The sequence below is a fragment of the Saccharothrix stipae genome (assembly GCF_054781895.1).
The window spans coordinates 157,911-171,096 of record NZ_BAAGTN010000022.1 but is presented as its reverse complement, the minus strand read 5'-3'; the positions used below and the strand labels follow the sequence as shown (position 1 = coordinate 171,096).

Annotated in this window: 11 protein-coding genes; 6 read left to right on the top strand and 5 right to left on the bottom strand. The window is 73.9% G+C overall.

Annotation, left to right across the window (positions count from 1 at the left end; all coding sequences use genetic code 11):
• Positions 1 to 18 precede the first annotated feature (18 nt).
• Entirely contained in the window at positions 19 to 1,065 is a 1,047-nt protein-coding gene (locus ACYVLT_RS35795) for a helix-turn-helix transcriptional regulator (RefSeq protein ID WP_461124595.1), read from the bottom strand.
• Positions 1,066 to 1,152: 87 nt separating this feature from the next.
• On the opposite strand from ACYVLT_RS35795, the gene ACYVLT_RS35790 reads away from it, so the two are divergent.
• Positions 1,153 to 1,605, top strand: a complete 453-nt coding sequence (locus tag ACYVLT_RS35790; protein ID WP_461124594.1) for a cupin domain-containing protein — start codon at positions 1,153 to 1,155, stop codon at positions 1,603 to 1,605.
• Positions 1,593 to 2,006 (top strand): DUF1304 domain-containing protein, encoded by a 414-nt coding sequence (locus tag ACYVLT_RS35785; RefSeq protein ID WP_461124593.1) that lies wholly within the window; start codon positions 1,593 to 1,595, stop codon positions 2,004 to 2,006. Before ACYVLT_RS35790 ends, ACYVLT_RS35785 begins: the two co-directional genes overlap by 13 nt.
• Here the strand turns inward: ACYVLT_RS35785 and ACYVLT_RS35780 are convergent, their stop codons facing one another.
• Positions 2,007 to 3,569 carry a PstS family phosphate ABC transporter substrate-binding protein gene (locus tag ACYVLT_RS35780; RefSeq protein WP_461124592.1) on the bottom strand — a complete coding sequence of 521 codons (1,563 nt, stop codon included), beginning with the start codon at positions 3,567 to 3,569 and terminating at the stop codon, positions 2,007 to 2,009.
• Positions 3,570 to 3,744: 175 nt separating this feature from the next.
• Between ACYVLT_RS35780 and ACYVLT_RS35775 the strand changes: the two genes are divergently transcribed.
• The 3 genes from ACYVLT_RS35775 to ACYVLT_RS35765 are packed head-to-tail and all read left to right on the top strand — an operon-like array spanning position 3,745 to position 6,577.
• Positions 3,745 to 4,746: a FecCD family ABC transporter permease gene (locus ACYVLT_RS35775; protein WP_461124591.1), complete on the top strand. Its 1,002-nt coding sequence runs from the start codon at positions 3,745 to 3,747 to the stop codon at positions 4,744 to 4,746.
• On the top strand, positions 4,743 to 5,771 hold the full coding sequence (locus ACYVLT_RS35770; RefSeq protein ID WP_461124590.1) for a FecCD family ABC transporter permease: 1,029 nt from the start codon (positions 4,743 to 4,745) through the stop codon (positions 5,769 to 5,771). The genes ACYVLT_RS35775 and ACYVLT_RS35770 overlap by 4 nt, the downstream gene beginning before the upstream one ends.
• Positions 5,768 to 6,577 (top strand): ABC transporter ATP-binding protein, encoded by an 810-nt coding sequence (locus ACYVLT_RS35765; protein WP_461124589.1) that lies wholly within the window; start codon positions 5,768 to 5,770, stop codon positions 6,575 to 6,577. The genes ACYVLT_RS35770 and ACYVLT_RS35765 overlap by 4 nt, the downstream gene beginning before the upstream one ends.
• A 38-nt stretch (positions 6,578 to 6,615) precedes the next feature.
• Here the strand turns inward: ACYVLT_RS35765 and ACYVLT_RS35760 are convergent, their stop codons facing one another.
• From ACYVLT_RS35760 to ACYVLT_RS35750, 3 genes are all read right to left on the bottom strand, one after another.
• Positions 6,616 to 7,443: an SDR family NAD(P)-dependent oxidoreductase gene (locus ACYVLT_RS35760; RefSeq protein WP_461124588.1), complete on the bottom strand. Its 828-nt coding sequence runs from the start codon at positions 7,441 to 7,443 to the stop codon at positions 6,616 to 6,618.
• A gap of 3 nt (positions 7,444 to 7,446) precedes the next feature.
• The gene (locus tag ACYVLT_RS35755) at positions 7,447 to 8,217 is read right to left on the bottom strand and encodes a carbon-nitrogen hydrolase family protein (protein WP_461124587.1); all 771 of its coding nucleotides are present in this window, start codon (positions 8,215 to 8,217) and stop codon (positions 7,447 to 7,449) included.
• A gap of 142 nt (positions 8,218 to 8,359) precedes the next feature.
• Positions 8,360 to 9,892, bottom strand: coding sequence for an MFS transporter (locus ACYVLT_RS35750; RefSeq protein WP_461124586.1), 1,533 nt, complete (start codon positions 9,890 to 9,892; stop codon positions 8,360 to 8,362).
• A 127-nt stretch (positions 9,893 to 10,019) separates the two neighbouring features.
• Here ACYVLT_RS35750 and ACYVLT_RS35745 point away from each other — a divergent pair, with 127 nt between their 5' ends.
• Positions 10,020 to 13,181 carry a BTAD domain-containing putative transcriptional regulator gene (locus ACYVLT_RS35745; protein ID WP_461124585.1) on the top strand — a complete coding sequence of 1,054 codons (3,162 nt, stop codon included), beginning with the start codon at positions 10,020 to 10,022 and terminating at the stop codon, positions 13,179 to 13,181.
• Positions 13,182 to 13,186: the final 5 nt, after the last annotated feature.

Sequence of the window (13,186 nt, the reverse complement as noted above, 5' to 3'; positions counted from 1 at the left end):
CCGCGGCGGACCCGCACGTCACGACGGGACCGCGGGCTCCTCGGGTCGGAGCTTGGCGACCAACTCGCCCCGGCTGCGCACGTCCACCTTGGCGAACACCGACTTCAGGTGGTCCTGGACGGTGTGCGCGGAGATGGCGAGCCGGGCCGCGATGTCCGAGGTGGACCGCCCGGCGATGACCTCGTGGCACACCTCGCGTTCCCGGGTGGTGAGGCCGTAGGCGGCCAGCAGCAGGCCGAGCAGTTCGCCGCCGGACGCCCGCGCGACGGTCACCACCGTCTCCTGGTCGCCCTCGTCCTCGGCGAGCAACCGACTGGCCCGCAACAGGACCCAGCCGCCGGACGCGTCACGCACGCGGGCCCGGAACGTGCCCGACCCCGAGGACCGCGCGCCGGCCACCACGGCGCGCAGCATCACCGCGAACCGGCCCGGCGCGACCTCGTCCAGCTCGTCGCGCCAGGTCCGGGCGGCGGCCGTGGCCGCCCGCGGCGTGCCGTCCGGGCCGACCACGACGATCGCCGGGTCGCCACCGGTGCGGTGGCCGCCGCCGCGGGCCGCGACCCTCGTCGCGGCGGCCAGCGCCGGTGCGACGGAGGCGATGAACTCGGCCTCGCGGTCGGTGAACTCGCCGCTGCGCACCAGGCCCGCCGCGCCCCAGCACGTGCCGTCCACCCGGAACACCGCGCGCAGCTCGTGGTGCAGGCCGAGGGGCCGCCACACCTCGTTGAGCCGACCGCTGCGGGCGACGTCGTGGCGCGGCACGTCGGACAGCCGCGCCACCACCCCGGGGCGGCGGGCCAGCTCGGCGAACGTGTGCGGCTCGGCGCCGCTGTACTCGTAGGTCGCCAGCAGCGGCTCGTACTCGGCCGGGATGCGGGTGGGGCCGCTGGTCATCGAGCTGATCACGGCGGTGTCCGGGTCCAGCGACGCCCAGCAGGTCAGGTCGGTGGGCACGACCCGCTCGACCACGTCGATCGCGGCGCGGTGCAGCTCGGCGACACCGAGGCCCGCCGTCGCGAGCGCCGCGACCTCACGCCGCGCGCCGGTCGCCCGACCTTCCCACATGCTCGGAGTATGCGCCTGCCCGCGCGGCTCCTCCATCCCACATTTCCGGGATGGGCGGGTCGCGGCACGGGCTCCTACCGTCGGCTCATGAAGACACACCTGAGCACCGCGGGCGAGGGCTTCGAGCTGAACTCGCCGGACGCGAAGATCACCGTCAAGGTCGACGCCGCGCACACCGACGGCGCCTACGAGCTGTTCGAGGTGGACGCGCCGCGCGGACCCACCGTGCCGCCGCACGGCACGCCGTGGGCCAAGGCGTTCTACGTGCTGCACGGTCGGATGGCCGTGCTGGTGGACGGCGAGGTCTACGACGTGGGGCCGGGTGCGTCGATCACCATCCCGCCCGGCGCGTCGCACACGTTCACCGTGCACTCGCCGTCGGTGAAGTTCCTGGCGATCAGCCTCACCGACGCCATGGGTCGGTTCTTCCGCGACGTGGACCGGGCCGTGCCCGTCGACACGCCGTCGGCCGACCTGGGGCCGTTGCTCCACGAGGTGGTCGGGCGGCACGGGATCACGATGGGGGAGTGGTCGTCGTGAACGTCGTCGCGCAGGTGGCCGCGGCCGTGGCCGTCCTGGTCCACCTCACCGCGTTCGTGTGGGAGACGCTGCTGTTCCGCCGACGGGGCGTGCACTGGGGCGTGTTCAAGGTGCCGACCGAGGACGTGGGACCGGTCCGGCTGTGGTCGTTCAACGTGGGCCTCTACAACCTGTTCCTCGGCTCCGGCACGGTCATCGGCCTGGTCGCGCTGAACACCGGCGACGAGGCGGTCGGCCGCGCCCTGGTGTTCTACACGTGCGGCTTCATGGTGCTGGCCGGCATCGGGCTCGCCGTGTCCGACCGGCTCGCGATGAGCCGCCCCAAGGGCACCGGGATGGGTGGCGCGATCGCCCAGACCACGCCGGCGCTCGTGGCGATCGTCGCGCTGGCCCTGGCCTGACTACCGCTCGGGACGGCACAGCATCGGGTTCTCCAGGTCGGCGCACGGCTTGTCGCCCGCGTTGCGGATGATGTCCTGGCCGACCTCGTTGGTCAGGTAGCGCAGGAAGCTCGCGGCCGTCGAGTCGGCTGCCGGCTCGCCGTGGGTGTAGGCGTACTCGGTCTCCCAGAACGGGTACGCGCCCTGGTCGGCGCCTTCCAGCGTGGCCGGTTGGCCGTCGATGCGGACGAGCACCACGCCGTCGACGTCGGTGGCGGCGGCGACCTCGTTGTAGCCGATCGCGCCCCGCGTGCCCGCGACGGTGGCCAGCACGTCGGCGGAACTGCCCTTCTCACAGCGCGGCGGTCCGGGCTGACCGCCGGGCTCGACGGCGAGGCAGTCGTAGGAGTTGGCGGCGAGCTCCCACGCGCCGCCGAGCACCTGCCGCTGGAACGCCTGCCGGGTGCCGGAGTCGGGGTTGCGGCTCACCACGGAGACCGGCACGTCGTGGCCGCCGAGCTCCGACCAGTTGCGGATCTCGCCCCGGTACAGCCGGCGGACCTGGTCCAGGGTGAGGTCCTCGACGCCCGCGTCGTCGTTGGCCACGAGCGTGAACAGGGTGAACGCGATGGGACGCGGCAGCAGCCGGGGGTGGCCGTCGCGCTTGGGTCCGTCGGAGAACGCCAGCAGCGCGGGGTTGGCCTCGCCCTCGCGCTGCAACCGGTCGATGCCCTCGCCGCTGCTGTTCGGCTCGATCGCGAACGACGCCTTCGGACAGCGCTTGCGGTAGGACTCGGCGGCCTCGCGCACCACGGGCGCGAACGCGGTGGAGCCGGTGACGGTCAGCTTGCCCTCCGCGCAGTCGAGCGGCGCGGCGTCGTCGAACGCCGACAAGGTGAGCTGACCCGCGATGACCAGCGCCAGGAACGCGATGAGCGCGTAGGTCTTGCGCGACGGTCCGGTGCGGTTGACCGTGTGCCGCAGGGTGCCGCCCTTGATGTTGGCGTCGACCCGCGCCTCGCCGAACGGCACCAGGCCGCTCTCGGTGCTGCCCGGCTTGACCGGGATGCGGTCGAGCGCGAACAGCACCTTGTAGTAGTGGCCCCGGTTGATGGTCACCTTGGGCAGTTCGACCACACCGACCGGGCCGCCCTCGTCGGAGTTGCGCAGCTCGACCGCGCCCTCCTGCTTGAACGGCAGGCCGAGGCCCGGATCGCTCAGCTCGGTCACCACCATGCCGCGCACGCGTCGACCGGGGAACACGACCTCGACGCCGACGTTGTCGGCCTTGGAGTTGTAATCGCCTTCCTCGATGGTGCTCACGCCCGCGTTCTCGATGCGCAGCAGCACCAGCGACGGCGCGATCAGCCGGTCCTCCTCGTCGTCCTGGTTGAGCAGCCGCAACGCGCCCGCGTGCTCCAGCACCTCCGCCTCGGTGACCGGGATCGCCCCGGTCGCGGGCGTGTCCATCTGGATCCGGTAACCCAGCCGCTTGCGACCGACGAACACGAATTCCCGCAGGAATGCGGCCAAGGTGACGAGCACACCCAGGATTCCGACGATGATCCCGACGACTTCCGCCACGATTCGATCGTTCCAGCGGACTTCACGCGCCGGAGGGCAGTTCGCCCGATGTTCACCCGCGTCGCCCGGAAGCCGTCACCTCGCCGCGGTGTCGTCCTCGGCCACGTCGTCGGGGCTGACCGGACAACCGACCCGGTGTGTCGGTTAGCCTTACCTAAACTTCGGGGAGGTGCGGGTGTCGCGCGAAGCGGTGCGGGGGGTCGGCTTGCTCCTGTCGATCGGTGTGCTGGGCCTGGTCGTGCTGCTCAGCCTCTGGATCGGCACCAAGAGCATCCCGTTCACCGACACCTTCGCCCTCCTGCTCGCCGACGACGGATCCGGTGACGCGGCCATCGTGCGCGACGTCCGGGTACCCCGAGCCGTCCTCGGCCTGCTCGTCGGCGCGGCGCTCGGCCTGGCCGGCGCGGTGATGCAGGCGTTGACCCGCAACCCGCTCGCCGACCCCGGCCTGCTCGGCGTGAACATGGGCGCGGCAGCGGCGATCGTGTCGGCCATCGCGTTCCTCGGCATCACCAGCCCGACCGGCTACATCTGGTTCGCGCTGGCCGGGGCGGCGGGCACGGCGACCGTCGTCTACGTCCTCGGCGCGGCGGGCCGGGGCGCGGCCACCCCCGACCGGCTGGTGCTCAGCGGCGCGGCGCTGACCGCCGTGCTCTACGCCTACGTCTCGGCGATCCTGCTGCTGTTCACGCACACGTTCGACGCGTTCCGGTTCTGGAACGTCGGCTCACTGGCCGGTCGCGACTTCGAGCTCATCGGCCAGGTCTCGCCGTTCGTGCTGCCCGGCATCCTGATCGCGTTCCTGCTCGCCCGCAGCCTCAACGTGCTGGCGCTGGGCGACCACACCGGCAAGGCGCTGGGCGCGAACGTCAACCGCACCCGGGCGTTCGGGGTCCTCGCCGTCACGCTCATGGCGGGCGCCGCGACCGCCGCCGCCGGGCCGATCGCGTTCGTCGGCCTGACCGTGCCCCACGTGGCCCGCATGATCGGCGGCAGCGACCAGCGCTGGGTGCTGGCGTACTCCGCGGTGCTCTCGCCGATCCTGCTGCTCGGCTCGGACGTGGTCGGCCGGGTGGTCATCGCACCGCAGGAGATGGAGGTCGGCATCATCACCGCGTTCATCGGCGCGCCCGTGTTCATCGCGCTGTGCCGGCGGCGGAAGCTGGCCACGCTGTGAGGACCATCCGCACCCCCGCGGTCTCGCTGCGGGTCAGCGAACGCGCCCTGCTCGTGAGCACGGCCATCGTCGCGCTGACCGCGGTCGCCGCCGTCGCCACCATGGTCACCGGCGACTTCCCGCTCACCGTCGGCGAGGTGCTGGCCACGTTCGCCGGGCAGGGCGACGGCTACGCCGACTTCGTCATCTTCACGCTGCGCCTGCCGCGGCTGATCACCGGCCTGCTGGTCGGCGCCGCGCTCGCGCTCAGCGGCGCGATCCTGCAGAGCCTGTCCCGCAACCCGCTGGCCAGCCCCGACATCATCGGCTTCACCCAGGGCGCGGCCACCGGCGCGATCGCGGTCCTGGTGCTGGCGCAGGGCAGCATGGCGGCCACCGCGCTGGGCGCGACCGCCGCGGGCCTGCTCACGTCCGCCGCCGTCTACCTGTTGGCGCTCAAGCAGGGCGTGCAGGGCTTCCGGCTGGTGCTCATCGGCATCGGCGTGAGCGCCATGATGCTCGCGGTCAACTCCTACCTGCTCACCCGGGCCACGCTGGAGAGCGCGTTGGCCGCGCAGACGTGGCTGGTCGGCGGCCTGAACAACCGGGGCTGGGACCAGGCCCAGGTGGTCGCCGCCGCGCTGGCCGTGCTGCTGCCGTGCGCCTTGGTGCTCGGCCGCCGGCTGGCGTTGCTGGAGATGGGCGACAGCGCCGCGACCGGCCTGGGCGTGCCCGCCGAGCGCACCCGGCTCTCGCTGCTCGCGGTGAGCGTGGGCCTGGCCGCCGTCGCCACGGCCGCCGCCGGGCCGATCAGTTTCGTCGCCCTGGCCGCGCCGCAACTGGCCCGACGGCTGACCGGCGCGTCCGGGCCCGGCCTGGCCGCGTCGGCGCTCATGGGTGGCCTGCTGCTGGTCGTCAGCGATTTCGCGGTGCAACGGCTGTTCCCGACGACCCAGTTGCCGGTCGGCATCGCGACCGGTGCGATCGGCGGGCTCTACCTGGTGTGGCTGCTGGCGCACGAGTGGCGGAAGGGGAGCACGACATGACGAGGCTGCGGGGTTCGGGGCTGACGCTGTCCTACGACGAGCGCGTGGTCGTGTCCGGGTTGGACGTCGAGATCCCGGACGGCTCGTTCACCGTCATCGTGGGTCCCAACGCCTGCGGCAAGTCCACCGTGCTCAAGGCGTTGGCGCGGATGCTCAAACCACGCACCGGCGCCGTGTACCTGGACGGCGAGGCGATCTCGACCTACCGGTCCAAGGAAGTCGCGCGCCGCCTCGGCCTGCTGCCGCAGTCGTCCATCGCGCCCGGCGGGATCACGGTCGGCGAGCTCGTCGCCCGGGGGCGGTACCCGCACCAGCGGCTGCTGCGGCAGTGGTCGGTCGAGGACGAGGCGGTGACCGGGGAGGCGATGAGGCTGACCGGCGTGCACGACCTGGCCGACCGGTTGGTCGACGAACTGTCCGGCGGGCAGCGGCAGCGCGTGTGGCTGGCCATGGTGCTCGCGCAGCAGACGTCGATCCTGCTGCTGGACGAGCCGACCACGTTCCTCGACATCGCGCACCAGGTCGAGGTGCTGGACCTGTGCGCCGACCTGCACGAGGACGGCAACCACACCCTCGTGGCCGTGCTGCACGACCTGAACCAGGCGTGCCGCTACGCCACCCACCTGATCGCCATGAAGCCGGGCGAGGGCGTGGTGGCCCAGGGCCGACCGTCCGACATCGTGACCGCGGAACTGGTCGAGGACGTCTTCGGCCTCCCGTGCCGGGTGATCGCGGACCCGGAGACCGAGACACCGCTGATCGTGCCTCTGCGCCGGCAACGCGTCACCCAGCCGTCCAACGCCTGACGATCACTCGAGCAGACGGCCCGAGGAATCGCGCGAAGTCATACCTGCCACCGGACGCGGCCCGGGGGTTCGGTGGTCAGGTCGGTTTCGAACGCGGCGGCGATGGAGTCGAGGTCCCAGGATTCCCGGGTCAGGACCGGCTGCTTCACGGCGTACTGCGAGATCACGTGCAGCTTGTCCGGCAGGAAGCGGATCAGTTGGCTGGTCACGTGTTCGGACCGGTCGCTGAGCAGGTACGTCACCAAAGGCGCCATCAAATCCGGTGTCTGATCAGGTGAGCTGATCTGCTCGGCTCGCGGGTCGAGGTCCATCATCGGGGTCCACGCCAGGGGTGCGATGGCGTTGACCCGCACGCCCCGCGCCGCCAGCGAGCCCGCCCACGACAAGGTCAACGACGCCACCGCACCCTTGGACGCCGAGTACGCGGCGGCGCCGGCGCGGCCCAGCATCGCGCCCGACACGACGTTCACGATCGAGCCGCCCCGCATGACCTTCGCCGCCGCCGTGCCGCAGTACATCGTGCCCAGCACGTTCACCTCGACCACCGACCGCAGCACGTCCGGCTCGTCGTCCCACGGCTCGGCGAAGTGCGTGACGCCCGCGTTGTTCACCAGGCCGTCGACCCGCCCGAACGCCGACGCGCACAACTCCACCAGCGCCGACGCGACCGCGGGATCGGTCACCGACCCGGTGTGCGCCACCGCCTCACCGCCCGCCGCCACGATCGACGCCACGACCTCCGCCGCACCCGAGACGTCGTTCACCACCACCCGCGCACCCGACGCCGCCGCGTGCCGCGCGTACGCCTCACCCAACCCGCGACCCGCGCCGGTCACGATCACGGCCTTGCCGTCCAGCACTCCCACGCCCTACCCCCGATACCCGGCCACGACGTCGGCCGCACGCAACCGGTCGAGTTCCGCCCGCGCCAACCGGGCCGTCACCACCCGCGGCCCGGTGCCCGCCCGCGCCACCAGCCGACCGTCCGGGTGCCACACCCCGCTCCCGCCGCACGACCGCCAACCCGGACCCGCGCCCGCCAGGTTCGCCACCAGCACGTACATCCGGTGGTCCAGCGCACGGGCCGCCGGGTGGACGTCCAGGCGCCGCTCCTGCCCCTCGGTGTACAACGCCGACACCGCGTAGACGTCCACGCCCCGCCGCGCCACCTCCACCGCGTGCTCGGGCGCCGCCGCGTCGTAGCAGACCGCCGGAGCCACCCGCCACCCGTCGACGTCCAGCACGGGGAACGACTCACCCGGCTCGAACACCTCCCGCTCGGCCCGGCTCAGGTAGTGCTTGCCGACCACCTCGACCGCGCCGTCCGGCGACAGCGCCAGAGACGCCAGCAACCGCCGCCCGTCCGGCCCCAGCCACGCCCCGCCGACCACCACCGTCACCCCGTGGGCCCGGCTCGCCTCGCGGACGACGTCCAGGCGCGGGTCGTCCGAGGTCACCCAGCACGTCGAGTCGGCGAAGCGGTCCAGGTCGTAGCCGGTCAACGACAGCAGCGGGAACAGCAGCAACCTCGCGCCCGCCGCATCGGCGACCGCCCTGGCCGCACGGCGGGCGTTCTCCGCGACGTCACCGGGCACGGGCGCGTGCTGCGCCACGGCGACCACCAACTTGTCGGATTCCACCCGACCGATCATTCCACGCGCGCACGACCGCCCGGAGCGGAACGGGCGCTCGTCGAACCGCGCCGTCCCCGATCACCGGGCACCGGTCGGCCGCACCGGAAAGCCGGGGACGCGGCAGTCCGCGTCCCCGGCACCGACCTGATCAGGCGGACACCGCCACCTCGGGCTCGTCCGCAGGCACGGCCGTCGGCGGCACGCGCCGCAGCACGGTCAGCGCGAGCACGGCCGCCCCCGCGACCAGCGCCGCCGCCACCACCGCGGCGACGTTGAGCCCGTTGGTGAACGCCTCCCGCGCCGGTTGCACCAACTCCCGCGCCGCGTCGGCGGGCAGCGCCGCGGCGGCGGCCAACGCGCCCGGCAGCGAGTCCGCGGCCTCGGCGGGCACCCCGGACGGCATCGCCGCGTGGTACACGGCCGTGCCGATGCTGCCCATCAACGCGATGCCGAGCGAGACGCCCAGGTCGCTGGCGGTGGTGTTGACCGCCGACGCGGCGCCCGCCTTCTCCGGCGGCGCGGCCGTGATCACCAGCGTGGTGGTCAACGCCATCGTCGGCGCGATACCGGGGTAGAGCAGGTAGAACCCGGTGATCAGCAGCGGCAGCCCGGCCACGCTCTCGACCTGGGTCAGCACCAGGTACCCGGCCACCGAGAACACCGCGCCGCCCGCCACCACGTACGCCGGCCGCACCCGTCGCGCCAGCATCGGCGACAGCGTCGACACCGCCACCAGCGCCAGCGCCGCCGGCAGGATCCACAACCCCGCGGCCAACGGCGACAGCCCGGCCACCAGCTGGAGGTACTGGGTGAACAGCAGGTAGATGCCGCCGAGCGCGATCGCGGACAGCAGGAACACGCCCAACGCGCCGCTGAACGTCCGGTTCGCGAACAGCCGCACGTCCAGCAGCGGGCTGTCGAGCCGGAGCTGACGGCGGGCGAACACCACCGCGAACGCGACACCGGCGACCACCGCCACGACCGCCGTCGCGGTCGGCCCGACCTTGGAGAACTCCTTGATCCCGTAGACGAATGGCAGCAGCGCGGCCATGGACAGCAGCACGCTCGGCACGTCCGGCAGCCCGACGCCGGGAGCGCGGTACTCCGGCACCGACAGCGGCGCCACGACCACCACGAGCGCCATCACGGGCACGCCGATCAGCAGCGCCGCGCCCCACCAGAACGACTCCAGCAGCAGCCCGCCGACCAGCGGGCCGACCGCGACGCCGACCGACACCGACGCGGCCCACAGCCCGATCGCCGTCGCCCGCTGCCGCGCGTTCCGGAACATGGTGCTGACCAGCGACAGCGTCGACGGCATCACGGCCGCCGCGCCGACGCCCATCAACGCCCGCGCCCCGATCAGCAGCTCGGCGTTCGGCGCGAACGCGGCCAGCACCGAGGCCACGCCGAACGTCACCGCGCCGAACAGCAGCACCCGGCGCCGGCCGACCCGGTCCCCGACGGTGCCCATCGCCACCAGCAGCCCCGCCATCACGAACCCGTACACGTCGTTGACCCACAGCAGCTGGTCGCTGCTCGGCCGCAGGTCGGCGGCGATGTGCGGGGTGGCCAGGAACAGCACGGTCATGGCCAGGAACAGCAACGCGGTCGGCAGCAGCAGCACCGCGAGTCCGAGCCATTCCCTGGTCCCGGCCCGGTCACCGACATCGACAGACATGGTGTTTCTTTCCCTTTGCTCGAACCGCTCGGGCGGTTGGTCCCGCCCGTCTGCGACCCACGCTGTCCGCCGCGGCTCCAGGAACCGTCCAGATCGACTTCGGACGCCCTTCGGGTACGGTTCGACCGTGCGTTTCGGGGTGCTCGGCCCGCTCGCGGCGTGGACGTCCGACGACCGCCCCGTCCGCGTTCCCGAGCTGAAGGTCCGCGCGCTGCTCGCCCAGTTGGCCGTCGCCGCGGGCCGCGTGGTGCCCGCCGACCGGTTGATCGACCGGCTCTGGGGCGACCGCCTGCCCGCGAACCCCGCCGGCGCGTTGCAGACCAGGGTCTCCCAGCTGCGCGCCGCGCTGGACGAGGCCGAGCCGGGCGCGCGGCGGCTGGTCGTCTCACGCCCGCCCGGCTACCTGCTCGACGTCGCACCGGACGCGGTGGACGCCGGCCGGTTCGAAGCGCTCGTGACCCGGGCGACCGGCGATCCGCGCACCCGGGTCGCGCTGCTCGATGACGCGCTGGCGCTGTGGCGCGGACCGGTGCTGGCCGACTTCGCCGACGAGGAGTTCGCCCGCGAGGTCACCGCCCGGCTGGTCGAGCTGCGCCTCACCGCGTGGGAGCAGCGCGCCGAGGCGCGGCTGGAGTTCGGTGAGCCCGGCGTGCTGGCCGACGAGCTCGGCGACCTGGTCGCCCGGCACCCGCTGCGCGAACGCCTCCGGGCCGCCCACCTGCGCGCCCTCTACCAGGCCGGTCGGCAGAGCGAGGCGTTGGCGGGCTACCGCGACCTGCGCGCCGGGCTGGTCGCGGAACTCGGCGTCGAGCCCGGCCCGCGCCTGGTCGCGCTGCACCGGGCGATGCTCGACCAGGACCCGTCCCTCGGCGGCGCGGTGGAGCCGCCGACGAACCTGCCGCACCCGCTCGGCGACCTGGTCGGCCGGGACGCCGACGTCGGCGAGGTGCGGTCGCTGCTCGCGGCGGACCGGCTGGTCACCCTCACCGGACCCGGCGGCGTGGGCAAGACGCGGCTCGCCCTGGCCGTGGCGCGGGACCTGGTGGGCGGGTTCCCGGACGGCACGTGGCTGGTCGAGCTGGCCGCGCTGCCGGCGGGCGCGCCGCCGGACGAGGTGGCCGCGCTGGTCGCGGCGAACGCGGGCATCCGCGACTGCGTGGCGTCGGACCTGGCGGGCAAGCTGGCCGAGGCGGTGCGGGCCAAGCGGATGCTGCTCCTGCTGGACAACTGCGAGCACGTCGCACCGGCCGCGGCGGAGCTGGCCGCCGGGCTGCTGCGGGCGGCGCCGGGGCTGCGGGTGCTGGCCACCAGCCAACGCCCGCTCGGCGTGGCGGGGGAGCTGCTGTGGCACGTGCCGACGTTGGCCGAGCCCAGCGCCGTCGAGCTGTTCGTGGCCCGCGCGGCGGCCGGCTCGCCCGGCTTCACCCTCCGCCAGGACAACGCCGAGGCCGTCGCGGCGATCTGCCGCCGGCTCGACGGCATCCCGCTGGCCCTCGAACTCGCCGCCACCAGGGTCCGCGCGTGGGGCGTGCACGAGGTCCTGGCGCGGCTGGACGACCGGTTCCGCGTGCTGACCGCCGGGCACAGCGGCGCGCCCGCCCGGCAGCGGACCCTGCGGGCGGTGCTCGACTGGAGCTGGGACCTGCTGACCGAGGCCGAGCAGGTCGTGCTGCGCCGGCTGTCCGTGCACGTGGACGGCTGGACGTTGGGCGCGGCGGAAGCCGTGGCGGGCGGCGACGGCCTCGACGTGCCGGACCTGGTGGCCCGCCTGGTGGACCGCTCCCTGGTCACGACCACCGGGGTCGACCCGCCCCGGTACCGGCTGCTGGAGTCGGTCGCCGCGTACGGCGCGGCGAAACTGCGCGAGACGGGCGGTGCGGACGAGGTCGCCGACGTCGAGCGGCGGCACCGCGACCACTACGCGCGGCTCGCCGCGACCGCCGACCCGCACCTGCGCGGACCGCGGCAGTCCGAGTGGCTGCGCCTGCTCGACGCCGAGGCCGCCAACCTGCGCGCCGCGCTCGACCACGCCGCCCGCGACGGCGAAGCGCTGCCGGTGGTCGAGTCGTTGGCGTGGTACTGGGTGCTGCGCGGGCGCCTCGGCGAGGGGCGCCGGGCGCTGACCGCGGCGTTGGCCGCCGGCGGTCCCAGCGACGTGGCGGGCACGGTCCAGGTGTGGCACGCCGCGTTCAGCCTGCTCATGGGCGTGGCGTCCGGGCTGGTGCCGCCACCGGCGACCCGTCCGACCGGACCGGAGGACGCGGCACGGCGGGCGCGGGCCGAGTGGTTCCTCGGGTTCGCCGGTCTGGGCATCGGTGAGCTGAGCGTCGGCCACGACCTGGTCGCCTCCGCGCTGGCGGTGTTCCAGGGCCAGGGCGACCGGTGGGGCACGGCCGCCGCGCTGGGCACGCTCGCGCGGTACGCGTTGGCGCGCAGCGACCTGGACGCGATGGCCGAGCACGGCGAGCGCAGCATGGCCCTGTTCACCGAGGTCGGCGACCGGTGGGGGCAGCTGCACGCGACGTTCGGGCTCGGCACGCACGCCGAGGTCGTCGGCGACTACGACCGCGCGGCCCGGCTGCACCGCGAAGGCCTGCGGATCGCCGAGGAGCTGGGCTTGAGCACCGAGGTGTCCGACAAGCTGTCCGCGCTCGGCCGGATCGCGCTGCTGACCGGCGACCACGAGCAGGCCGACGAGCTGCACGAGTGCGCCCGCGAGCAGGCCGTCGCGCAGGGCTACACGGTCGGCGAGGAGTTCGCCGAGCTCGGCCTGGCGTTGGGCGCGCGGCGGCAGGGGCGGTTCGACCAGGCCGAGGCGTTGTTGCGCAAGTGGCTGGTGTACGACCGGCGGCTGGAGTCCGACATCGCGGTCGCCCTCATCGTCGCCGAGCTGGGCTTCATCGCCGAACAACGCGGTGACGCCGACGCCGCCCGCGCCCTGCACCTGGAGGGGTTGGCGGCGGCGCGCAAGGCGGCCGACCCGCGTTCGGTGGCGCTGGCGTTCGAGGGGCTCGCCGGCGCGGAAGCCCTGTCCGGCGACCACGAGCGGGCGGCACGGCTGCTCGGCGCCGCCGCCGCGCTGCGCGAGCGGGTCGGGGCGCCGCTGCCGACCGGTGAGCGCGGCGACGTCGACCGGATCACCGCGACCTGCCGCTCGGCGTTGGGCGAGGAGGCGTTCACCTCGGTGTTCGCCTCGGCGTTCACGTCCGCGGTCACCTCCGAGTCCACCTCCGCGGCCGACGGCGGTCGGCCGCGCCGCGAGTCCGAAGTGGACCTCGTGCTGCCCTGAGCCGC

Excerpts from the sequence above, each read along its gene's own strand:
- ACYVLT_RS35765 (WP_461124589.1), top strand. The coding sequence starts at position 5,768 with ATGACGAGGCTGCGGGGTTCGGGGCTGACGCTGTCCTACGACGAGCGC.
- ACYVLT_RS35750 (WP_461124586.1), bottom strand. The coding sequence starts at position 9,892 with ATGTCTGTCGATGTCGGTGACCGGGCCGGGACCAGGGAATGGCTCGGA.
- ACYVLT_RS35790 (WP_461124594.1), top strand. The coding sequence starts at position 1,153 with ATGAAGACACACCTGAGCACCGCGGGCGAGGGCTTCGAGCTGAACTCG.
- ACYVLT_RS35795 (WP_461124595.1), bottom strand. The coding sequence starts at position 1,065 with ATGTGGGAAGGTCGGGCGACCGGCGCGCGGCGTGAGGTCGCGGCGCTC.